This is a genomic window from Bacteroides reticulotermitis JCM 10512, from assembly GCF_000517545.1.
Lineage (GTDB): Bacteria > Bacteroidota > Bacteroidia > Bacteroidales > Bacteroidaceae > Bacteroides > Bacteroides reticulotermitis.
The window spans coordinates 44,013-67,818 of the sequence record NZ_BAIV01000005.1; the positions used below are offsets into that span (position 1 = coordinate 44,013).

Genomic DNA, 23,806 nt, shown 5'->3' on the forward strand with positions numbered 1-23,806 from the left:
AATTTATTTATGATTATTACAATCAATATGTAGAATATTACTAGGTCTATTAATTGTCGGATCATTGGGAAGATATACTACAGATATAGTATCACCAACTTCGTCAGAACCCATATCAGAGTTAGTATAAGTTATATCGTTAACTTTAAATTCATACTCAATATTCATAGTTCCCTTTCTTCCTGCTCTATATACATTAAATACCTTTGCTTTTACACAAGTTCCTCGTTTTTTCAAAATAATATTGTAGTATGTATTTTTAAGTGCAAAAGCAAGAATAACTCCTGACAATAGAATAATAGGTGTCCATTTGTATATATTTTTCATAGACTTAATTTCTTTTCTTTTCTCTTTCATCAACAATCGTTTGTACACCTTGGGAAGTTGTACTAGATACTATTTTTTGAGGTAACTCATTAGTTTCTTTTCTAACAGCATTTCCTGTTTTATTTATAACGGGAGCTATCTTTTTAGATGTTTCATGGGCTTTCTTCCCATTTACTCCTGCACTTTTCAGAGTATTCGTGACTTTAGTGTTTGATGTTGTTGTTACATTTGAATTAATTTTTCCTTTAGGAACTATTCCCCCTGTGATAACATCTGTTGTTAAGCCTATTGCTGTATTCTTTCCGACTGTTTTAGCATCGTTTATTTTGCCTGTAAGATTTCCATTATTATCAGTGCTTACATCAAAAGTATTCTTTGCAACCTCTGCTACAACTGTAACTGCTGTTTTCTTAACAACATTCTTAGCTACAGAAGCTCCACTCGTAATAGCCCCTTCAACGGCGGCAACACCAATATCAACAAAATCAATATTTTTAGTAAAAGCATCCGAATTAAATCCATTTTTAGCGACATTCACAGCAACTTGAGATCCATACTCTACAGCAGCACCAACTAGACCACCTATTACATTCGTAATCCATTTTCCCTCTTCATCAATGTGCTTTATAGGATTGTTTGCTACATATGCATAAGGACTTATATTATAATACATTTCAGCCATTGGATCTATGGTAGTAAAGCTTGGAACACTTAGGTCTAACTGACGAGCTTCATAATCATATAAATTCAGACCATTCTCCATATCCAATTCTTTATTGTTATACTTATAAGGCTGTTTATCTATAAAGGTGCTCTCAGCAAATGTCATTCCATAAGGATAATAGTGATTCGTTTGAACAACCGAGCCATCTGCCTTAGCCACAACACGGTTATTTCCCAAGTGGTCGCAGAGGTAAAAGTGGTATTGTCCACTTTCAATATATCCACCATCGACCAAGATACGCTTCAAAAAGCCATTCTCATAAATCATATTACCAACATAATCGGTTCGCTTCTCTGTAGAGGAACGGTGAATAACTGATAGCTTAGTACCTGATGCAGAATAAACATATTCAGTTTCCGGCTTGTTCACCCCGCTAAAGCTTACCCGTCTTGGCAAATTTAATAAATTATATTCAATAGTAGTGATTCCTTTATTCAAATCTTTAATCTGGTTACCATTATCATCATAAGCGTACTCAATATCTTCATGTGCACCGTCCTTAAAATCTAAAGACATGGAAAGACTTGGAGCAGCTGCCGAGTCCTCTACTTTAACTAATTGATTTCCGCGATAAGACATAGTAAGAGCGTCAATAACACCGTAAGTAGTAGTACCTAAATTCCCACTACGCGATAAAGACACAATATTACCATGTTTATCGTAGTTATAAGCAGTACCAAATTTTGTGCTGACAACATTATTCTCCAAATAATCCGCTTTCATTAATCGGGATAAGTTATCGTAAGTGAAATTATAGCCACGTTGCTTATTGTCTCCACCTGCAACCACTCGCCAATCCATGCCGGAAATATCACCGTTATAAGTAGAGATATTATTCGGATTTGCTGCGCGAGTATCATTGTAATATAACATTTGAGAAAATAATGGGCTGGTGATAGACTTTACCCAAGAACGAACATTATAAGCATAATCTGTTTTCAGATTCGAGTTACCATTATAACTATTTGATTTCAACCGTCCAATAGCATCATACTTATTATTCACCAAAACAACCGGAGTAGCCTGATTCAACTGATGTGTGGTAGTTAACAAGCGGCCAACGTGATCGTAAGTATATGTATAAAGTTCGGTTTGTGACGGTTTGTTTTGCACAGCATGTACATGCTTACGTCTTAGAGGTTTTCCTGTAAAATCATAGGCTATGTATTCTTTTTCAATACCGCCTATTAAATGATTCGTTGACTTTGATTGAACTAGCCTGCCTCGATAATCGTAATACATCACATTAACCAAATAATCATTGACACTTTTTTCTCCTATGGCAGCAGTCAAACTACAAGTCAGTAAACCAACCGCATTATCGATATAATGCCGACTATCGAAGCCAGTCTCCTGGTTGTACAATAATTCCGCATTATTTAAAAACCGAACATTAGCAAAATTGTAATTGTCATAGAAATTCACATTTAAAACGGTTGGACGTTCAAGTGTAATGAAATCGTTCGCAATAGAATAGCCAAATTCTGCATTGGCATCGGGACGAACAATAATATACCTAGACGAAATAGAAGAGCTAAACACATTAAATGTGTTATAACAAATACCTGTCATGCATATCCGCCCTGATACATCCGGTAGCGTAAACATCCATTCGCCACGTTGACGCATATTTCCATCCTGCGTGAATAAAAGTCGACTGCTGCAATCATACAAATAGAATATCCAAGAACAACCGGGTATTTTTTTAGCACAACAAAGAGCTTTGCGGGACGGCTCATACTTATACAAGTAAGCATATTGCTGCAAAATGGCATCGTCACTATTCCACTCCGTTCTTGAATCGACTTTCATTGAAGCTACAGCCTTAGGTGGAAGAACCACCAAAGGTTGATCTCGTGCATTATAAAGATAATAGGTATCCAAGGATTCTCTTCCGAGCATTTGACGACTTAGCACTAGCCGTCCCAATTTATCCTCAAAATTAAAAATACAGTTCCCGTCTTCATCTTCTACACGAGTGACTAGAAGTTGATTTGATTCATAATTCCCAACTCGTTTTATCACAAGTAGGGTGTCTCTTTCATATTCATTGGTGACTTCAAAAAGAATACAATTCAGTGTATCATTGCCAGAAATATTAGACCTCCAAGCGGTTTTAGTACTTTTAGCATGAATATGCCAATCCTCCCCAGCACCATACTGTTCAATAATACGATTCAATTGAGATTCTTCATAGACGAGTTTAGAATAAGCTTTAGTATCACCATTATAAATATCGGGGGAAAGCTTATTGAATTTTTCCAATGAAACAAAGTTTCCACTCCCGTCAGTACCGACACGTGGCAACCATGTATTAGATTCACGTCCATAATTATCATACTCCTGATATGTAACTAAGTCTATACCTAAAGGACTTGCTTTTCGTTGCACCACCTCTCTCGGATACCCTAATCCATCAAAATATTGAATATTATCTATAAAGTTAGTACCCTCACTATTGGTCATTGTCCGGGTATAAATATAGTTTTGGGACCTATCACCTTGCATCTCATTTGGAGCGATTCCTTCTATGTTTGTGACAATCTCCCTTAGATTATCATCATTAAAAGCTTCTAATGATTCGGAAACAACATAATATACTCCAGCCTGCAACATGAGTTTCATAGATGCTTGATTGGGATTACTGCAGGAAATATCCGAGGGATTTCCAATATTATCTGCAATTTTATTTAACTCAACATTCCAAAGATGAATGGCAGTATGTTGTTCTCCAGAACCTTCATGAGAAACATTTACGATCATGGGAGTTGCTAATTCTAATCTATAGATAATATCCCCTAGTTCATTACCTACAACGTCCGGGTAATTATCCATCCGCTCTTTTTCAGTATACACGAAAGAGTTATTAAATCTGCCTATATCATTATAATAGTCAGGACAATGATATCGTCCTTCAATATTTGTTGTAATCTCGCCATCTCTATCAACACCTTCTACAACCACATAATAGCTGCCAATTGGTAGATTGTCATAATAAAGCGACCCATTAGTGTTAAGTATAAGCTTCCGAGAGGAATCAAGTAAATAAGCCTTGACATTTTTCAGACTTGGACTTGTAGCTCTTACGGTTATATCAAAAGCACTATGCAGTGTAAAACTATATGTGACATCACTACTAGGCAACCCATAACTATCGCTGTAATTTATCGTGTTTTTTGTATTGGAATAGGTGAATTCTTCTCTATAATAGCCCGCGTGAAAAGTGGACGCCGGATCATTGTATTTACCAATAATGCTTAGGGCAACCATTTTCTTCGCATCAGATTTAGTTACGCTTAGACTATATCGCCCGGGATATAATGTTTTCTCGAAGTAATCATCAGCTGGATATTCAAGATAATCACGAGAATAACCTTCTAATTGGATATAAGTCTCTTTCGATGTGTCGTAGGATATACTACGGCTGGAAAAAGTCATGCGCATTTCTCTTTCTAAGTAGAAAGTAAAGACTACTTCATTATTTGGGCTATTTTTCCCGCGAATGGTCGCATCAAACGTTGTCTGGAAATTGAATGAAACAGAATGATAACCAATGCTGCAATAATTTCCATCCCACCACTCTTGCGAATGCGCAAGAAGAGTCGAAGCAAATAATATAATAAATGTAAATAAATAACGTTTCATTATTTCACGAGGTTTATTGGTTTATATAATGATAATCATATTGCTCTAGAGTTCGCTGCTTATTATCCAGAATAATATAAGATCTCGTCAATTTCCCCAAAGCATCATAGTCATAATACACAGCTAATCCTTTCGGATCAGTTGTTTTAGTAACACCCACTAACGGTTGGTATTCAGCAGTTGTGATTTGTGCATGAGATAATACATTTCGAATATTTCGAATATTGGTGTAATCAGAAGTATTCGGCACTGATTTGCTAGCTAACTCTTTTATATAAATCTCACCACCCAAAGCATTGCATAACTCATCATAAGTCACATTCTTGATTTCTGCAATCGGATATTGTTGCAGATAAGACCAAAGATAAACTACATTCTCAGTATTGTTGTTTTTACTTATATATATTGGCCTACCCGTTGAAGTATAGTTATGATAAACTATGGTAGTATTAAAATCACTATAAGTCGCTTTACTAGGATAAAATCCATTTCCTGACTTTTTATACTCCGTTATTATGCTGCTAAAGTCCTCCCCTTTATAAACATGCCTCTCTATGACCGGAGTAAGAAAGTTCCTTGAAACCATTTTGTCATATACGTCTTCATCATAAACCTGCAAACTAGAAAACGGATATTTGTAGTTTGTATCTATTCTTTTAAAGTCACTATTAATAACAGTCTCTTTCACTGGTAGCAAATAGACGGGGTCGTACTCCATTTCTTTCACAATAGAAAGCATCGTTTTATCATCAAAATAAGTATTCTCCGTCTCTTTTGCTAGTCGTTTCGCACCTATTGTATATTCTTGATGTTTAATAGCATAAGTTTCATTTAAAGAGTTGAAAATCATTAGCATTTCTTTCCGCTCGTTAGTCAGACCAGTAGACTGCTCATCGACAAATATATTATACTCTTTATATTTATAAACAGGAAGATCATAAATAGATTCCTTGTAAAATTCTTTATATTCATATAAATACTCTTTTATCTTCTTTTCCCCTTTATAGTAAATTTTAGCTCCAAGCTCATTTTTCTTCCAAAAATCTTTGGGAGTTATGTGTCGAATCTGAAAGCCTAACCACCCATTAAACTCCCTCTCGTAACCATTCACTTCCTCATAGAAGCCCCTTGAACAACTTTCCCTGTCAGGTAGAAGGTATTTATAAACAGTTTTGCCAAGAATGTTTTCTTTATCATCTTTGTCGTATTCTGTAACTTGATTATAACAAACAATATTGGATGATAAATCGGTATACCGACTAGGGAAATGACTATGAAAAGTACGCATAAGATAATCAGTTGCCGCAGGCATTACCGCAGCACGTTCATAAGCGTAATAACAATCAACCTCTACTTGAGAAACTATCCATTTGTTAACCGGAGGATCTAAATAAAAAGGAACATATCCTGTTTCATATTCATAATGCTTCACTTTTGTTTTATCTAATGGCGAACTGTTGATAATATTTTTAATTCTTAATCCACCATATTCAACCTGCTTTTGTTTAGATCTATCATACCAGGAATGACTCTCATATTCGAAATTTGTTTGTCCACCTGTAGGATATTTTATACTTTGTAGCATACCGGTTAGTGCACTTACAAAATGAGGATTTTTACTTCCATTACCTATCATTTGAGAAATCGTTCCCCCATTAGGAGGAATTATATCTAATCTTCCGGAATAAGCCCAACCGCCTACTAATGAATAAAATCCCCACCAGTCAGAATTATATGATAAACCATCCCCGCACACAGGCATATGCTGCCAATTGTAATAATCAAACGTATATACTTCCTTAGGAGTTAGCTTACTATCAACAAATGACACTTTGTCGAGAAAACCCACCCCCCTCGTATTCTTCTTTATCGTAAATTGTATATTTCTTATAGGTTGGTTTAATGAATTCTTAACAAGGATTTCTTTTAAATAGATCTCTCCACTAAGTATAGTTTTATCGTAAGTGAAAACAACACTGCATACCAATTTTCCGCCACTTTGTACACGAATTGAACGGATCGAGTAAGGAATATCTTTGTGTCCATCAGCGCCTTCAATATTTTCCTTATAGTAGCCCATTAATAATTTCTCACCAAGGAACCAGTTTACGGGATCTGTATTATAGGCCGTTGAACCACTCCTAGGTACCATATAAAGTCTTCCAGGGTAGGCACGGTCGCATATCGTTACTAATTTTCTCTTACATTAGTTATTTTCCCACAACGCACATAGTCTATAAGTATAACATCTTGCCTATTCTGAGAAATAATAGATGTTAAGTGCCATGTGGTTATATTCCCATTCTTATCGTGATCCACAAATTGTTGTTCTCCAAATCGATAGAGTACTCCATTCTCATCTGTTATGCCGGCGGGTGCAGCTATGATGGGTTCATAGGGCATCGTATATGCTTTCCATTCATTGTCATTATTCCCAGTAGCTTTCCATATAAACTTACCACTTTTTCCAGAAGGCAAATTATAAGAGTAGATATCATGTTCCGTATCTTGATACGTAGCAGGATGAAACCTCATGGAACTATGTGGGAATCCGTGTATAAAAGATTGGTTGTTGGTCGCATCTTGAACTCGCTGAGGGCCTGTCGCTCCGTAAAGATCGTAAAAATCGGGGCGATATTCAGGATTGCTTACTTTCCTGTTAAAAGTACTATTTTTGCTGTATCTAATACACAAAATCATGACATACTTGGATACTGATAAGCAGACAAAAGCTGATTTAAGCATCGATGAAGTGCAATATGATGGATACCCACTTTTTTCCTTGTATGGTGGTACGAAGACCCCCAAAGGGAAACGCTTGATGCAGGCGTGGATTTCTTCTCCGCTGAATAACAGAACCGATATACGAAAAAGGCAAGAAGCCATAGCCTGGCAGGAACTGCCGGAGATACCTTTGGCTGAAGAAGAACTCGACTTCATCGAATATTATTTAGAATACCGGGATCAGATTTCTCGACCCTATTGGCTGCTCTCCTTAGCTACCACATTCGACCGTATCTTTCGAAGGGACCCGAAACGCTACATCATCAAGCGAGGCGTTCACTTAATAATCCGTTTGTTGCATCAATTAGAAATATTGCGAAAAGGGACTCCCCAAAATGCGCCATTGCTTTTGCAAGAGATGGCGCAGCATATTCACGATTCCATATACGCCAGTGAACTGAAAGAAGTCGTTTTGCAGACTAGCGATGAGAAACAGTTGCTATCTAATTATATTGTGGATAAGTACGACTACCTATTTCGATGTGTTCGTCTGGAAACCATCCGAGCGCTGCTCGCGGAACTTTATGTGTTAGATGTATGCCACACGGCACACCGCGTCGCAAAGAATAAAGACTTTTGTTGTACTCCGGAAATGGTGGAAACAATGAACTTCTCGATATCCGACTTCACCCATCCGTTTATAAAAGACGCCAAGAGTAACGATTGGAAAATGTCTGGCAGCAATATCTGCATCCTGACCGGGTCTAACATGGCAGGAAAGTCCACTACATTAAAAGCTATCACGCTCGCTGTGTGGTTGGCGCATTGTGGATTACCGGTTCCGGCACGCTCGATGACCTGTCCCGTTTTTGATGGAATTTATACATCCATAAACCTTCCCGACTCACTGCGTGACGGGCGGAGCCATTTCTTGGCGGAGATTCTACGGATCAAAGAAGTACTTCAAAAAGCAGCCACCGGAAAACGTTGTCTGATTATACTTGATGAAATGTTTCGTGGAACAAATGCGGACGATGCTTTTGAGTCGTCGGTAGCTGTTAATAACCTCCTAAAAAAGTACCGGAATTGCTCGTTTTTGATCTCTACTCATATACTGGAATATGCAAAGACATTCGAGAAGGATGCTACTTGCTGCTTTTACTATATGGATTCAAGGATTGAACAAGAAAACTTTATATGCTCTTATCAATTGCTTGAAGGTATCTCAGAGACGAAAGTCGGGCATTGGCTGGTGAAGACTAAACTGAAAGATTTAATATAAAAAAACTTCTTTTTCGAAACTAGACACCTCCTTGGTGGCTCTTTTTCATTAGTTTTGCAGGAAACATTACTCAAACGAAGCAATATGAAAAGACTCCAATTGATGTTGGCAGGCGTTAGTCTGCTGTTGTTCTGTAGCTGCGGCATGCAAGTGCAGAAAGGAAATGAAGCCTCGAGTGCCAATGAAAGTAAAGAAAATGCGGTAATTGAAACGATGAAGTCGCGTCGAAGCATCCGCCAGTATCATCCACAGGCAGTAAACCGTGATACGATGCAGATCATTCTGGATTGTGGTATCAATGCTCCTAACGGACAGAATAAACAATCATGGGCGGTTCGCGTGGTTGATAATCCGGAATTCCTCGATGGTATTACCGAAGTTTACAAGAAAGAGAACCCGGGCGTTGAGAAAGGCCCAAGTTTTAAGAATATGTTCCGTAATGCGCCGACTGTTGTTTTTATCGCCAATGATACTTCTTATGATATGTCTCCGATCGATTGTGGATTGATGGGAGAGAATATGATTCTTTCAGCTTGGTCTATGGGAATCGGCTCTTGTTGCTTGGGAGGCCCGGTGCGTTTCATCAATACCAACTGCAGCTGCTGAGTACTTGAAGAAATTGGATATTCCCGAAGGTTACCAACTGCTCTATTGCATTGCTTTCGGCCATCCGAACGAAACACCGGATGCTAAACCGAGAGATGCTTCCAAAGTGAAGTATATCGATTGATCCTATATTTACTCATATATAAAAGGAGCGCCTCATAATGAATGGGGCGCTCCTTTTTATATAATGCTGTAGAATAACCTTAGTCTTATTGGAACGTTTACGTTCTGTTTCGTCCAGAATCACTTTACGCATACGCATTGCTTTGGGAGTAACTTCCACATATTCATCTTCTTTGATGTATTCCAACGCTTCTTCAAGTGAGAACTGTACGGGTGGAATCAAGCGAGTCTTATCGTCCGATCCAGAAGCACGCATATTTGTCAGCTTCTTCGATTTCGTAACGTTAATCACCAAGTCATTGTCATGTGAATGTTCACCTACTACCTGTCCGGTATAAACATCATCTTGCGGGAAGATGAAGAATTTACCACGGTCTTGCAATTTGTCAATCGCATAAGCGAAAGCTGTTCCACCTTCCATAGCGATCATCGAACCGTTTGTACGGCGTTCGATCTCTCCTTTGTGAGGTTGGTATTCTTTGAAGCGGTGAGCCATGATTGCTTCACCGGCAGAGGCGGTTAATACATTGGTACGTAACCCAATAATACCACGTGAAGGCATATTGAATTCCAAGTTAACCCGTTCGCCTGTATTCTCCATTTTGACCATCTCACCTTTTCGGCGGGTAACCATATCGATAATCTTGCTGGCATACTCTTCGGGAACGTTAACCGTTAACTCTTCAATCGGTTCACATCTTACACCGTCTATTTCTCTGAAAATAACTTGTGGCTGACCTACTTGCAACTCATATCCTTCGCGGCGCATGGTTTCAATAAGTACGGAGAGGTGGAGTACACCGCGTCCTGAAACGATCCATTTGCCATCTTCCTCACTCTTTCTAACGCGGAGTGCCAGGTTTTTATCCAACTCCTTCATCAGACGGTCGTGGATATGGCGAGAGGTTACAAATTTACCGTCTTTGCCAAAGAATGGTGAATCGTTGATGGCGAATAACATACTCATTGTCGGTTCGTCAATGGCGATTGGTGGCAAAGCTTCCGGATTTTCGTAGTCACAAACGGTATCACCAATTTCAAATCCTTCGATTCCAATCAGTGCACAGATGTCACCTGACGAAACTGCGGTTGTTTTTACACGGCCCAGTCCCTCAAATACATGCAGTTCTTTAATCTTTGCTCTTACTGCACTTCCATTACGTTTCACCAACGAAACGTTCATGCCTTCCCGCAATGTGCCACGGTGTACACGCCCTACAGCGATACGGCCCGTATACGAAGAATAATCCAGGGATGTGATTAACATCTGCGGAGTTCCTTCCAATTGCTCGGGAGCGGGTATGTTTTCAATGATGCAGTCCAATAGGGGAGTAATGCTATCAGTCGGTTTTTGCCAATCAGTGCTCATCCAGTTATTCTTGGCCGATCCGTAAACAACCGGAAAGTCCAACTGGTCTTCTGTTGCATCCAAGCTGAACATGAGGTCGAATACCATTTCATAAACTTCATCCGGACGGCAGTTCGGTTTGTCTACTTTGTTCACAACGACAATGGGTTTTAAGCCGATCTCCAATGCCTTTTGTAATACGAAACGCGTTTGGGGCATGGGGCCTTCAAAAGCGTCGACTAGTAGAATACAGCCATCAGCCATATTCAATACACGTTCTACTTCACCACCGAAGTCGCTGTGCCCCGGAGTATCAATAATATTGATTTTTGTACCTTTATAGCTAATTGAAACGTTTTTGGATAGGATCGTTATTCCTCGCTCGCGCTCCAAATCGTTGTTATCCAGAATCAATTCACCACTATTTTGATTACTGCGGAATAAATTTCCCGCCAAAAGCATCTTGTCAACCAGCGTCGTTTTCCCATGGTCAACATGGGCTATGATTGCAATGTTACGAATGTTTTGCATATAATACCTATTATTTGGTCGCAAAGGTACTATTTTTATATGAAAAAAGATTTGGCGCTCCCCGTTTATTTTTTATCTTCGGTCTCTTCCTTCTGATTGAACGTGGAGGGGGTTGTCCCGTAGAAGCTAACAAAATGCTTTCGAAAGGTCGGTGTATCGTTGTATCCCACCATCTCCGAGACCTCTTGAACACTGTATTTACGGGCTCTAAGCAACTCTGCCGCATACTTTAATCGAACCTCTCTGATCAGTTCTATAATGGTATAATTGGTGAGTAACTTCACTTTTCGATAAAGAGTTGGCTGACTCATATTCAACATCTCTGCTAACTTTTTAACATTGAAATCTGGATTTTGCAGATTATCGTGCACCAGTAATAGCATTCGGGCAATAAATGGGTTTTCTGTTAGGGCTGCTCTGGATTCTTCGTCAGACAGTCCGCCACTACCGTCCAAAGCAGGTGCTATTTTGCTATATCGTTGTTTGAGAGATGCAATATCCTTGATTAGTTGCTTCACTTTTGTGCGTAATATCTCCGGATTGAAAGGCTTTAGCATATAATAATCCGCTCCGAGCTCCAAGCCTTTCACGATATTCGTGTCATTTGCCAGAGCTGTTAGCATGATGATTGGTATGTGGCAGGTCTTTGCGTCTTCTTTCAGAAGTCGGCAGCACTCAAAGCCATCCATAACAGGCATAACAACATCCGTAATGATCAGGTCGGGCATCTCTTTGCGTGCTAGCTTGAGCCCTTTCTCACCATTTTCCGCTGTGATGACGGTGTAAGTTGGAGCAAACATTGTTTGCAGATAGAGTAGACAGTCAATATGATCCTCAATAATTAAAAGTTTATAGGGTGTACGAGGACTCAATTCGGATGTTTCATCGGTCTGGTCGTTACTGATCGGTTCTACTTGAGCTTTGGTTGGAGAAAAAACAGCGGGGTATTCTTTCTCAATTGTTTCGGGTTCGATAAATGAAACATGCTCCTGTTTCTCGAAATGCTCTTTTCCGAGAGGGATAAACAACGTAACCTCCGTACCTGTACTTTTTTCTTGCTTGACCGTTAGGCTTCCTTGATGGGCTAACGCTGTTTGCTTCATGATCTCAAAGCCAAGTTCGGTATGCAGCCGTTTATGATTCGATAGCTCAGGGTCTGTGGTCAGGAGTGTGCTGCCCGGGGTCTCTCTTATTCCTTGCGTTCCGTCATCCTTGATGGTAAACAAGCAGTAATTCTCTCCGTTAATCGTGCTGGTATCTATTGTAAACCAGATTGAGCCGGCGAACGAAATGTGCCGGCAGGCGTTGGACAGAATGTTTCGAAGGATGAACTCTATTTTTTGTCGATCAATCCATATCTCCGGAGCTATTTCAGAGTCTTTGTCATAATGCAGCTTGATTGAGTCCGAACAGAGTAACTCAAAAGAAGATCGGATTACTTCGTCGGCTATGCTTCTGGCTGAATAGGAGGCTATATTCAGTTTCAGATCATCATTTTCCTGTTGGTGAAGATCGAACAACTGTTGGCAAATATTCTGCAGCATGATTGAGCTTTGATAAGCTATCTGAGTTGTAGGAAGAAACACTTTAGGCAAGTTTGGGTCACTCACCATATCTTTCAGGGGAGCGGTAATGAGAGATAGTGGAGAACGAAGCTCGTGCTCCAATGAGTCTCTGATCTTATTGCGTATTTGGATTCTCTCTTCTTTTTCTTTTCTTATTCCGGTTTCTTCTTTTAGTTTTTCTTGAAGCTGCACTTCCTCATTTTTGCGTATCTGATGTTTTAGCATTTTGCGGTTGGCGTAATTGCGTGCTAGTTGGAACAAAATAATTCCAATCAGTATGTAGCCGGCAATAGCCCATCCGGTTGTACCCCAATGCTGATTGACTGTGATAGCTAGTCGGGTTATTTGCTCGTTGCCTTCCACGGGGTGCAATGGGCTTATTTCCAATACATAGTCGCCAGGTTCTATGTTAGCCAATCTGATCTGGTCATTGTCACTCAAATTCCATTCTTTGTCTCTCGGCAGTAAGCGATATCTGATTTGATTCGGTGAAGTATTATACATCAGGTCGCTGACATAAACAATCAAATTATTATTCTTGTAATTTAGTGATAGATGATCTGTCAAGTGTATGGCTTATTCAGAATAATCTGTCCATTTAGCTCATCGCCGATGTTTACTTTGTGATAATTGACACCTATATCTGATATATATAGGTGGCGATTACTTGAATTCTTCTTTAATACATAAGGATCGAAATAAAACAGTCCTGTCGAACTGACCCAGAGAAGGTTGCCATTGTTCAGTTGGCATACATCGTAGAAACTTTCAGGGAAGGCGTATGTGTAGGACAGGTTATTCTTATTATTTATGGTGATAATGCCGGAGTTGGTTCCTAGCCAAGTATTTCCATTTTGGTCATCGATCATACATGACACGTGTCCGTTGAGTAGGTTTTTTTGTAAGATCAAAGTCGATACAAGTTTCTTTTCTTTGCCATCAATTTGCATAAGGTTATTGGCATAGGAAGCAAAAAGCTGATTGTAGTTATTTAAATAAAGAGCCAATACTTTTTTGGGTGTCATGCCGATCTTCGCTTCATAGCCTGCGGTTAATTTAATATGTTCACCTTCCCGTCTGGCGCAATTCAGCCTTTCTCTGTTCCCAACCACATGGTTCCATCAGCATCTTCGCATATCGCTGTTATTTTACCGGTTGCGTTTGTGTAAATCATATTTGCCAAACACGTTTGAGTCTGGAAGTCATAGATTAACAGCCCGGTTTTTGTCGCGATCCACAGATTGTTGCGGGAGCTGAGAAATAACTTAAGGATAGCGCATCCTTTTTGTTTTGTCCCGTGAGGTTTAGGATGGAAATAAACAGTCTCACGGGTCGTTGGATCGATTCGTGAGATCTCCCCATTCTCATCACCGAGCCACAAATGACCGTTGTTATCCTTGTATATACAAGAATAACTATTGCGTTTTCCTTGTTCCCATCTGCTGAAATGCAGGTCGGGAGAGAATTTCTGTTCATTGCTTCTGTAGATACCATCCCGATCTGTTGCCAACCAGATATACCCATTGGCGTCCTGTGTGATGCCATTGATTGTTTTTATCTCATTATTCAGGCGAATGCGCTGAATGCTGTTTTTTTTGAGGTTTAGTTTAAGCAAACCTCCTCCGAAAGTACCTGCCCAGAGTACGCAGTTTTTCTTATCGAAATGTATTTTAGTAAGCTTGTTCCGGATGATCGGTACATAATACGGATTGTTTTCTACCAGATTGGTGATCCGATAAGTCGACTGGAGGTAGTCTTGGTTATCAAAGTCTACTTTCAAGAGCGTGGTCCACGTAGCCATGATGAATGACCTATTGTCAACCTGAAGGATATCGCGTATGTAGGAATTCTGAAACTCACTTTGCTTTTCTGTTAGATTTAGCTTGCGGAATGTCTTCGTGTTTATATTGTAACATATAACTCCTGCCCAGTGACAGCAAATCCATAGATAATCTTTATATATATGTATGTTGTCAATCGCATGGATATTTTCTATTCCTAGTTGTTCACAACTCAGGTATTCGCTTGTTTTATTTCTCGGGTTGTATAGCAAGATCCGGTTATCCTGAGTTAACAAGCATAGTCTATTCTCATAACCATATAGTTTGAGGAAATTCCCTTTGATTTGGGGAGCACCGTCTGCCCCTAAAATAATATTGCCGGTGTCTGTATCCGTTTGAAACTTTAGTTTTATCAGCCCTTCCGCAGTAATGGCGTACAGTTGTTTATGTAACGTGGCTATATCTAGTATTGGTTTTGAAAGGGAGGAACTGACTGTCCTGTATCGTCCTTTCATTTTGTCGAAACAAGTAATCTCATCACGGTTGGCTATTTGCGACCACAATAAGCTGTCGGATGTTTCGTCGATACTGGCTATTGAATAAGGCTCTCGATCTATTAGGTTGTAGTTGTGGAAGCGAATACCGTCATAACGGCTCAGGCCAACATCTGTTCCTAGCCAGAGAAAACCTTCTTCATCTTGATGGATTTCAGTCAGCGTATTATTGCTTAATCCCTCTTGTTGAGTGAGTAATTGTATTCCGGATTGGCGGAAGTAGTTTTGCGCATGTGTTGCAATTGAGCAAATACAAAGCAATAGGGTGATTATTAGTAGTCTCATATGTCATTTATATAAAGATTCGTTTTGCCTTTCCCTAACTTAGAAGCGCCTTATGCGCAGTAAACCAGCTTTTCTGTATTTGTTTGTTTGTCTCTACCTGCACAAATATAGCATATTTGTTTGTATAATCAACCTGAAAATACGGTATATTTCGTAAAGCAATTTCACCGATTAGCAGGAAAAAGATGGTATTTTAATTATTCTCATTTGGTAGCTCGATTTTCCCTTTTGAATTAAACACCCCCTTTCTGATGGCCTATATTGCGACTAGAGGTTGTTGATGGTCAACTTGAGTAGTTTTGCTGTTTGACTATTTCTCCCATGTTTGCCGAATTGTTAGATGATATTTTCACGAAATGAACTTTTTTGTGTTTTGCTTAAATAACCGCTTAATAAAGATAATTTCGCCAATGTTCTGTAAAACAGAAAGAGCTTATCTTTGTCTTATTGAAAAACAAAGCAGATAGCGAGCTGACTTTGATGATGCTAATAGGTATTTTATAAGATATATATAATGTATTGCATGGGAGTGAAAATTGAATAGTTTAAACGTAATTATAGAACAAGAAGCCTTGAAGTATATTGAAGAGACCTATCCTTAATGCGATGAATGAAGACTAAAACCTAGGTAGTAGCGACTACTTGGTTTTAGTCTTCGCCTTTTTATGGGCTATCCTACGAGAAGTGAAATCTCTAGAACTGTCCCATACGTTTTGTCCGGAAAATAAATCACTCTAAATCATTGCACTATGGAAGATTATACTTATCTTTGCAACCGCTTAATAAAATTTATATATCAAAAAATCTAAGAATTATGTATTTAGATGCAGCTAAAAAGCAAGAAATCTTCGGAAAGTACGGAAAGTCTAACACTGATACTGGCTCAACTGAGGCGCAGATAGCTTTGTTTTCATACCGTATTTCTCACCTGACTGAGCACATGAAGCTCAACAGAAAAGATTATAGTACTGAAAGAGCTTTGACAATGTTAGTAGGTAAGCGTCGTCGCTTACTTGACTACCTGATAGCAAAAGATATCGAAAGATATCGTGCGATCATCAAAGAACTTGGATTGCGTAAGTAATCCGCTTGTTGCTAACAAGATTCGAAAGAGCCGGCCTTCTTTTAATAGAAGGTCGGCTCTTTGGTTTTTAAGGCTGTTTCGGATTACTCGATATTCCTTCTTGGGGGAGTTTGGTATATTTTCCTCTTTATTATTGTTCTGGTGTGAAGAATTTGTTATTTTTGCGCCTACTTAATTATAAATCATAACCTTTGACAACTAAAAGACTATCAATATGGATGCTAGTAAAATTGTAGGAGAGAAGATTAAAGTTCTTCGCAAAGATAAGTCGATAACCATCGAAGAGTTGGCCGAGCGTTCGGGACTAGCTATCGAACAGATTGAACGTATTGAAAATAATATAGATATTCCCTCTTTAGCACCTCTTATTAAAATAGCGCGTGTATTGGGAGTTCGGTTAGGTACCTTTTTGGATGACCAGGATGAGGTGGGACCGGTTGTCTGTCGTAAGACGGAAGCCAAAGATGCGATTAGCTTCTCTAATAACGCTATTCACTCGCGTAAGCATATGGAGTACCACTCGCTTTCCAAATCGAAGGCGGATCGGCACATGGAACCTTTCATCATCGACGTTATGCCGACAGTCAATAGCGACTTCGTACTTTCATCACATGAAGGCGAAGAGTTTATTATAGTCATGGAAGGCGTGATGGAAATCAGTTACGGCAAAAACACCTACCTGTTGGAAGAGGGCGATAGTATTTACTATGATTCGATTGTACCTCATCATGTGCATGCCTACGAAGGGCAGGCCGCCAAGATATTAGCTGTAATCTATACGCCTATTTAATATAACTACATCCATGCAATTATTTGATCGTACTCTGGGCCAGTGGGTAGAACATTGGGCCAAAGAGACCCCTGATAAAGAATATATCGTGTATTCCGACCGGAATCTCCGTTTTACATGGAGTCAGTTTAATCACCGGGTCGATGATTTGGCGAAAGGCCTTATCGCTATTGGTGTAGAACGTGGAACTCATGTCGGGATTTGGGCAGCCAATGTACCCGATTGGTTGACGCTGCTCTATGCTTGTGCCAAGATTGGAGCTGTGTATGTCACTGTAAATACCAATTATAAACAAGCTGAGCTGGAATACTTATGCCAGGATTCCGATATGCACACACTTTGCATTGTAAATGGCGAAAAGGACAGCGATTTCGTGCAAATGACCAATGATATGCTACCGGAGTTGAAGAGTTGCGAGCGTGGTCATTTGCGCAGTGAACGCTTTCCGCATATGAGGAACGTTATATACGTTGGGCAAGAGAAGCACCGAGGCATGTACAACACCTCCGAAATTCTTCTGCTGGGTAATAATGTGGGCGAAGATCATCTGAATGAGTTGAAGAGTCAAGTCTGTTGCCACGATGTGGTAAATATGCAATATACATCCGGAACAACCGGTTTTCCTAAAGGCGTAATGCTTACCCATCACAACATAGCTAATAATGGTTTCCTAACGGGGGAACATATGAAGTTTACGGCGGATGACAAACTCTGCTGTTGTGTGCCCCTTTTCCACTGTTTTGGCGTCGTATTGGCAACTATGAACTGTCTTACACATGGGTGTACGCAGGTAATGGTGGAGCGTTTCGATCCGCTGGTGGTATTGGCTTCTGTGCATAAAGAGCGTTGTACCGCTATTTATGGAGTTCCGACCATGTTTATCGCCGAACTGCATCATCCGATGTTCGATCTGTTTGATATGTCCTGCCTTCGTACGGGGATTATGGCCGGTTCACTTTGTCCGGTCGAGTTAATGAAGCAGGTGGAAGAGAAGATGTATATGAAGGTTACCAGTGTATACGGCTTGACTGAAACATCGCCCGGTATGACGGCAACACGCATTGATGATTCATTTGATGTACGTTGCAATACGGTGGGACATGAGTTCGAGTTTACCGAAGTAAAGGTTCTCGATCCGGAAACGGGCGAAGAATGTCCGGTCGGTGTGCAGGGAGAGATGTGCAGCCGGGGTTATAATACCATGAAAGGATATTATAAGAATGATCAGGCAACCGCTGAAGTCATTGACGAAAACGGCTTCTTGCATTCGGGCGACTTGGGCGTTAAAGATGCCGATGGAAACTATCGTATCACCGGGCGTATTAAAGATATGATTATTCGGGGAGGGGAGAACATCTATCCTCGCGAGATTGAAGAGTTTCTCTACAAACTTAAAGGAGTGAAAGATGTGCAAGTGGCTGGCGTACCCTCCAGAAAGTACGGTGAAGTCGTTGGCGCGTTTATCATCCTGCAAGACGGAGCGGAACTGCATGAATCGGACGTTCGGGATTTTTGCAGGAACCAGATATCTCGTTATAAAATACCGAAGCATGTGTTTTTTGTGAATGAATTTCCGATGACCGGAAGTGGAAAGATTCAAAAGTTTAAGCTAAAAGACCTGGGATTGCAACTGTGTAAGGAGCAGGGAATTGAAATCATTTAGGGATTGATGCTCACTATATAAAAAGGACGGCGAATATTGGTTGCAATATTCGCCGTCCTTTTTATATAGTGACTATTGTTTTAAATAAACTCGTCTCCTAACTGTATCTGCGCATCGTTTACATATTTACGGATTGCATGCTCTTCATCTTTCCGGCAGATTAGCAATACATTATTTGATTCTGCGATCAGATATCCCTCCAACCCATCAATGACTGCCAGCTTCCCTTTAGGAAGTGCTACAATATTGTTTTTGCCGTCGTATATGAGTGAATTGCAAGTTAGCACAACGTTACCCTCCGCATCCTTATCCGAGTGATCGTAAAGGGAGCCCCAAGTTCCGAGATCAGACCATCCGAAGTCTCCTAGTGCTACGTATACGTTGTCTGCCTTTTCCATAATTCCAAAGTCGATTGATACATTTGGACAAGCCGGGAAGTTCTCTTCGATGAATGCTTTTTCTTTATCCGTAGCATAGAGATCCTTGCCGGGGGCTAACTTGGCAGTCAGTTCCGGTAATAACTCTTCGGTAGCTTTGATAATTGAGTTCACATTCCATATAAAAAGTCCGGCATTCCAGTAGAACTCTCCGCTTTCTACAAATACCTTAGCTAGTTCTAGTTCCGGTTTTTCCGTGAATGTTTTTACTTTGTATAAATTATCGCCTTCCGGTTCATCGATCTGAATATATCCGTACCCTGTTTCCGGGCGATTTGGTTTAATTCCAAGTGTTAGTAGTTTCTCAGAGTGAGTTACAAACTCCAATCCTTTTTCAATTGCGGCTAGAAATTCATCTTCTTTCAAGATCAAATGATCCGAAGGAGCGACAACGATGTTTGCATTGGGGTTGAGTGCACGGATATGATAGGAGGCCCAGGTAATGCAAGGAGCTGTATTTCTTCTGGCCGGTTCCAGTAGGATTTGTTTCTCATCCAGTTCCGGTAATTGTTCTTTTACGAGGTCTGCATACATGGCATTGGTTACAACGAAAATATTCTCAGTTGGAATTATTTTTTGGAAGCGTTGAAAAGTTTGCTGTAGTAAAGAATGCCCGGTGCCGAAGAAGTCGAGGAATTGTTTAGGTAACGTTTTGCGGCTAAAAGGCCAGAAACGGCTTCCGATGCCGCCACCCATAATCACACAATAATTATCTTTATTTGTCATGATTGTGATTCATTTTAAAGTTTCTGCTAATGTACGGCTAATTCTCTGAACTTGGAAGAACTCATGGGATGTTTTGTGATTTTTTTCTCCTTTTTTTTGATAAGCTATTGCAGGTTTAAAAAAAAAGCCATATCTTTGCACCGCATTTGAGAAATCAATGATGCCCAGATGGCGGAATCGGTAGACGCGCTGGTCTCAAACACCAGTGGATTCACTTCCATCCCGGTTCGATCCCGGGTCTGGGTACTTTAGAAGCCTGATCTTTAATAGAAGATCAGGGCTTCATCTTTTTAGCAAGAGACAAATTGAAGAAAGTCCCTTATCTTCTCTCCATGATAATTCTTAGCGCTCTTTGCTATTTGTTCTTTCGTGATACTCTCTATACATCTCTTCTATGACAGCTGAATTTTTCTTATATTCTTCTATATTCCAGCTAATTCCTTCTTCTTTAAGTTCTTCTTCCAAGGGAGGTAATCCCATACTGTTTCTTAATTCATCAACTTTATCCGGGTTTTCCAAAGGAATAATATATGACTTTTCGGGATCACTTGAAATAATTTTCTGCGTTCCGTATATTTGCTTTTTGCCTTGATTCATTAGTATCCTATCTGTAAGAAATGCCAAATGCCATCCATCCGCATCTCCCTGCTCAACAGCACTCCTCAACATAGGAAGATATTTCTCTTGTACGATAAGGTTATCGACATGTTGGATACCTAAAAATAAGGTTTCATTCGCCTCACTGCCAATTTTATCCGCACTTAACCATCCGTATTTGTCCAGAATTGAACCTATTTTTGTTGAGCAATCTTGATCAACAACCGTTTTCATATAGCTATGCAGGGATCTCTTCAATGAATCATTCTTAGTGTTCAGATAAAGAAGCCTAATTCCTTGATCACGATTTTGCACCTCCTTTAGTTCTTTACGTATTTTCTCGTTGTAACTATCTTTGATAGATTGAACCTTCTCGAGCAGGATACTCCACGCTTTGTTTTTGTGAAGAGCTGTAAAGTTTTCATCGTTCTCTATTTCGTCTATAAAGAGGTCTTCATCAACTAGTTCATTTATGTGAGAAATCGCAAGTTCGGTATTTCCATCATTTGCGGCATCGACTGCTTCTTGATATGATGGTATGTTGGCTTTTAAATATGCTATGTACAAAGAAGGATATACTTCCTCAAACTTCTGAAGTTCATGTTGTTCAAAATAGAGTAAACTTTTCCTCACTAATTCTTCAAAGAGAGAATTTTGAGAGAAACTCACTAGAGAGACCAAGAGTCCTAACAAACAGGAAAATATCTTTTTCATACATACTATTTTGCATGCAAATTTACTAAGTATTCCCGAAATCTTTCGCTCTATATTTTAAAACCTTTACTTTTATTCATCCTCCCCTACATACAAGAAAAAATATTTTATCTCTCATGGTCTCATTGCTTTTTACTTAATGGTCAATGATTCAGTAGATTGTACGATGAGAGATACTTTTGAAAAGGGGTATCTCTCATTGTTTTCCCGCATTTTCACCCCTTTTTGGGTGTATCTCTCATGCTTTTTCAGGGATCTCTCATCATTTTAAGCTGTATTTCGCATTAGACAGGGCTTCATTTTCTCGGAGAGTTTGTGACATCATTTTAGCTTTTACAAATCTGTTGCCCTCCCACGCAAGTACATCTTAGCACTTTACTTACTACTATACAACCCATTAGGCAACCTGTGTGAGAAATGAAAGCTAATTTATAAAAACAAGGTTCTTTTTTTAATTTTTGTGCAAGGTAACTTGAAAAGGTGCCAGTAGCTTGAAGGTGTAACTACCCATGATCACCCGAATGTACCTTAGTGTCACAAAGTTCTAAGTGGTTGGCACGACTGTGCCACTGCGATGGCACAACTTTGCCAAGGCGTTGTCACAGCTGTGACACTGCGGTGGCACAACCAAATTCACTACTTGTTTTCAGGAAGAGCTACCATGAAAAACCCCAAAGGGTATTACCTAAAAGAGCTTTTCAAGAAGAGTTTCTTTACTTGTCTCTGTTCTTTCTTATCGCTCAGATAAGTTGACTATGGTTGATCGGTGATAGATTATATCGCAAAAATAACTTTTGTGGGCGAGTAAGTAACGGATGCCCTGAGGTCACAAGTTGAGGGGAACCTTCATTCGATACCGATTGACTCCTTTCGAGTTATAACTAAGTTTTCCCGTATATCTTGCGCTGATTCTATTTACTTTCCGATTTTAACCCAAGTTGCCTTTTTCCATAACCATTCCAACGGGCCTTGGCGATGTGAACGAAGCCACCAACGACAGAAAGAGTATTGCAAATAGAATACGATTATGCCGATAAGAAAACATACTGTAATACCGGTGTGCTGGTAAAGTCCCAGTCCCCAATTATAAAACAAGAATCCCCCGATCAAGGACTGCGATAGGTAGTTTGTCAAACTCATACGTCCATAGGGTGCTAATCGATGAAGGATATCTTTAAACTTTGTCAGGTAATAAACAAGTATTATCCCTGCGAACAGGATACCTGTAAATGCAATATTTGCAAGTGACTTAAATAGAAGGACAGAAGGGGCGAGTAGTGCCTCTCGAGTTATAAAGTCGGGAAGTGTAGCCGCCAAACCATAAAGCGGGAAGAAGGCTATGACAGCTAGGATGAATGTTTTAATCCACATTTTTATATTCTTCTCTGAATAGGGAAACGCATTGCTACGCCCTATCAGCATACCTACCATAAACAGTCCTGCGGTTTGAGTAACCCTTCCATGCAATATCATCCAACCCATATTAGCAACATTACCCGTCCATATGGCCGTCTTGCACATTTCGAGGAAAGAACCTTCTTTCTGAACTGTATTAACTATCTCCCAATAGGGTGCATCGAGTTGCGCATTCATAACATAATCGGGATTGATGAGCGCATAGACTATTTGTCCCCATTCAAGCGGTTGTAGCAAAAGAATAGCCGCTATAATAGCGACTGTACGAGTAGAAAGGCGACATACCGCTATCAATACGTAACCAAGTAATGCATAAAGTATCAATATCTCACCGGGAAATAAAGTCGAATTGACACAGGCTATTAAAAAGAGTAATACCAACCGCCAGGCAAACCGACCACGGAAATCACTCCCTTTTACTTTTTGTGAGTTGTCTTGAATAAAAAAGCTGAATCCGAAAAGCAATGCGAAGATGCAGTACGCTTTACCGGAAATAGTGAAGAAAACACCGTCCCAGATTATCCTATCCGTAAACAATAGGAAGTTGGAGGTTTCTTCAGGGAAGCTATTGAGACTAAACCGTTCGATAAAATGAATAAGGGTGATTCCCATTACCGCAAAGCCACGTAATACATCTGCTATTTCTATGCGATTATTTTTGATTGGCGTAGTAGAAGAGTTCATGTTTTAAGTTTTTAAAATGTGTAACATAGTCTTTTGTTTGCGGTGCAAACTTATCATAAACTTTTCATCTTTCCGGGAAATACCTATTCAATAAACGATAAAATATGACCATTCAGGGCTTTGTCCGTTTGGTATTGTTTCTGTGTTTTTGTAGATAAGTGTTTGGTAGTGATTGTGTTTGTTTTTTTTGTTACCTTTTT

11 protein-coding genes, 1 tRNA gene and 3 pseudogenes are annotated in these 23,806 nt (G+C 39.7%); 6 read left to right on the forward strand and 9 right to left on the reverse strand.

Annotated features, from left to right (window positions below; all coding sequences use genetic code 11):
- Window positions 1-3: 3 nt before the first annotated feature.
- Genes JCM10512_RS03990 through JCM10512_RS04005 form a run of 4 tightly spaced genes read right to left on the reverse strand, consistent with a single transcriptional unit; the run spans window position 4 to window position 7,396 of the window.
- Window positions 4-357 carry a hypothetical protein gene (locus JCM10512_RS03990; RefSeq protein ID WP_044160642.1) on the reverse strand — a complete coding sequence of 118 codons (354 nt, stop codon included), beginning with the start codon at window positions 355-357 and terminating at the stop codon, window positions 4-6.
- Window positions 332-4,696, reverse strand: a complete 4,365-nt coding sequence (locus tag JCM10512_RS21170) for a DUF6443 domain-containing protein (RefSeq protein ID WP_052517088.1) — start codon at window positions 4,694-4,696, stop codon at window positions 332-334. The genes JCM10512_RS03990 and JCM10512_RS21170 overlap by 26 nt, the downstream gene beginning before the upstream one ends.
- A 13-nt stretch (window positions 4,697-4,709) precedes the next feature.
- Window positions 4,710-6,848: a hypothetical protein gene (locus JCM10512_RS04000; RefSeq protein ID WP_044160644.1), complete on the reverse strand. Its 2,139-nt coding sequence runs from the start codon at window positions 6,846-6,848 to the stop codon at window positions 4,710-4,712.
- 38 nt (window positions 6,849-6,886) lie between these two features.
- The gene (locus JCM10512_RS04005) at window positions 6,887-7,396 is read right to left on the reverse strand and encodes a hypothetical protein (RefSeq protein WP_044160646.1); all 510 of its coding nucleotides are present in this window, start codon (window positions 7,394-7,396) and stop codon (window positions 6,887-6,889) included.
- On the opposite strand from JCM10512_RS04005, the gene JCM10512_RS04010 reads away from it, so the two are divergent.
- Window positions 7,395-8,702, forward strand: a complete 1,308-nt coding sequence (locus JCM10512_RS04010; RefSeq protein ID WP_044160648.1) for a MutS-related protein — start codon at window positions 7,395-7,397, stop codon at window positions 8,700-8,702. The genes JCM10512_RS04005 and JCM10512_RS04010 overlap by 2 nt on opposite strands.
- Before the next feature lie 84 nt (window positions 8,703-8,786).
- Window positions 8,787-9,432 (forward strand): annotated as a pseudogene (locus JCM10512_RS04015) (nitroreductase family protein).
- A gap of 84 nt (window positions 9,433-9,516) precedes the next feature.
- On the opposite strand, the pseudogene typA reads toward JCM10512_RS04015, so the two are convergent.
- Both typA and JCM10512_RS25025 read right to left on the reverse strand, forming a co-directional pair.
- Window positions 9,517-11,310, reverse strand: a pseudogene (gene typA, locus JCM10512_RS04020) (translational GTPase TypA); the annotation flags it as partial.
- Between the two features lie 65 nt (window positions 11,311-11,375).
- Window positions 11,376-15,495, reverse strand: a pseudogene (locus JCM10512_RS25025) (hybrid sensor histidine kinase/response regulator transcription factor).
- 814 nt (window positions 15,496-16,309) lie between these two features.
- Between JCM10512_RS25025 and rpsO the strand changes: the two are divergent.
- The 3 genes from rpsO to JCM10512_RS04045 all read left to right on the forward strand — a co-directional run bounded on the left by rpsO (window position 16,310) and on the right by JCM10512_RS04045 (window position 19,032).
- Window positions 16,310-16,579, forward strand: a complete 270-nt coding sequence (gene rpsO / locus JCM10512_RS04035; protein WP_044160650.1) for a 30S ribosomal protein S15 — start codon at window positions 16,310-16,312, stop codon at window positions 16,577-16,579.
- A 214-nt stretch (window positions 16,580-16,793) separates the two neighbouring features.
- Window positions 16,794-17,369, forward strand: a complete 576-nt coding sequence (locus JCM10512_RS04040) for a helix-turn-helix domain-containing protein (protein ID WP_044160652.1) — start codon at window positions 16,794-16,796, stop codon at window positions 17,367-17,369.
- A 13-nt stretch (window positions 17,370-17,382) separates the two neighbouring features.
- The gene (locus JCM10512_RS04045) at window positions 17,383-19,032 is read left to right on the forward strand and encodes an AMP-binding protein (RefSeq protein WP_044160654.1); all 1,650 of its coding nucleotides are present in this window, start codon (window positions 17,383-17,385) and stop codon (window positions 19,030-19,032) included.
- Between the two features lie 80 nt (window positions 19,033-19,112).
- On the opposite strand, the gene JCM10512_RS04050 is transcribed toward JCM10512_RS04045, so the two are convergent.
- Window positions 19,113-20,195 carry a mannose-1-phosphate guanylyltransferase gene (locus tag JCM10512_RS04050; RefSeq protein WP_044160656.1) on the reverse strand — a complete coding sequence of 361 codons (1,083 nt, stop codon included), beginning with the start codon at window positions 20,193-20,195 and terminating at the stop codon, window positions 19,113-19,115.
- 162 nt (window positions 20,196-20,357) lie between these two features.
- On the opposite strand from JCM10512_RS04050, the gene JCM10512_RS04055 reads away from it, so the two are divergent.
- Window positions 20,358-20,441, forward strand: a tRNA-Leu gene (locus JCM10512_RS04055).
- Window positions 20,442-20,537: 96 nt separating this feature from the next.
- Here JCM10512_RS04055 and JCM10512_RS04060 read toward each other — a convergent pair.
- Both JCM10512_RS04060 and JCM10512_RS04065 read right to left on the reverse strand, forming a co-directional pair.
- Window positions 20,538-21,506, reverse strand: coding sequence for a DUF6624 domain-containing protein (locus JCM10512_RS04060; protein ID WP_052517089.1), 969 nt, complete (start codon window positions 21,504-21,506; stop codon window positions 20,538-20,540).
- A gap of 915 nt (window positions 21,507-22,421) precedes the next feature.
- A complete protein-coding gene (locus JCM10512_RS04065) occupies window positions 22,422-23,606 on the reverse strand; it encodes a DUF418 domain-containing protein (protein ID WP_044160658.1) in 1,185 nt (394 codons plus the stop codon).
- Window positions 23,607-23,806: the final 200 nt, after the last annotated feature.

Excerpts from the sequence above, each read along its gene's own strand:
- JCM10512_RS03990 (WP_044160642.1), bottom strand. The coding sequence starts at position 357 with ATGAAAGAGAAAAGAAAAGAAATTAAGTCTATGAAAAATATATACAAA.
- JCM10512_RS21170 (WP_052517088.1), bottom strand. The coding sequence starts at position 4,696 with ATGAAACGTTATTTATTTACATTTATTATATTATTTGCTTCGACTCTT.
- JCM10512_RS04000 (WP_044160644.1), bottom strand. The coding sequence starts at position 6,848 with ATGGTACCTAGGAGTGGTTCAACGGCCTATAATACAGATCCCGTAAAC.
- JCM10512_RS04010 (WP_044160648.1), top strand. The coding sequence starts at position 7,395 with ATGACATACTTGGATACTGATAAGCAGACAAAAGCTGATTTAAGCATC.
- JCM10512_RS04005 (WP_044160646.1), bottom strand. The coding sequence starts at position 7,396 with ATGATTTTGTGTATTAGATACAGCAAAAATAGTACTTTTAACAGGAAA.
- rpsO (WP_044160650.1), top strand. The coding sequence starts at position 16,310 with ATGTATTTAGATGCAGCTAAAAAGCAAGAAATCTTCGGAAAGTACGGA.
- JCM10512_RS04040 (WP_044160652.1), top strand. The coding sequence starts at position 16,794 with ATGGATGCTAGTAAAATTGTAGGAGAGAAGATTAAAGTTCTTCGCAAA.
- JCM10512_RS04045 (WP_044160654.1), top strand. The coding sequence starts at position 17,383 with ATGCAATTATTTGATCGTACTCTGGGCCAGTGGGTAGAACATTGGGCC.
- JCM10512_RS04050 (WP_044160656.1), bottom strand. The coding sequence starts at position 20,195 with ATGACAAATAAAGATAATTATTGTGTGATTATGGGTGGCGGCATCGGA.
- JCM10512_RS04060 (WP_052517089.1), bottom strand. The coding sequence starts at position 21,506 with ATGAAAAAGATATTTTCCTGTTTGTTAGGACTCTTGGTCTCTCTAGTG.
- JCM10512_RS04065 (WP_044160658.1), bottom strand. The coding sequence starts at position 23,606 with ATGAACTCTTCTACTACGCCAATCAAAAATAATCGCATAGAAATAGCA.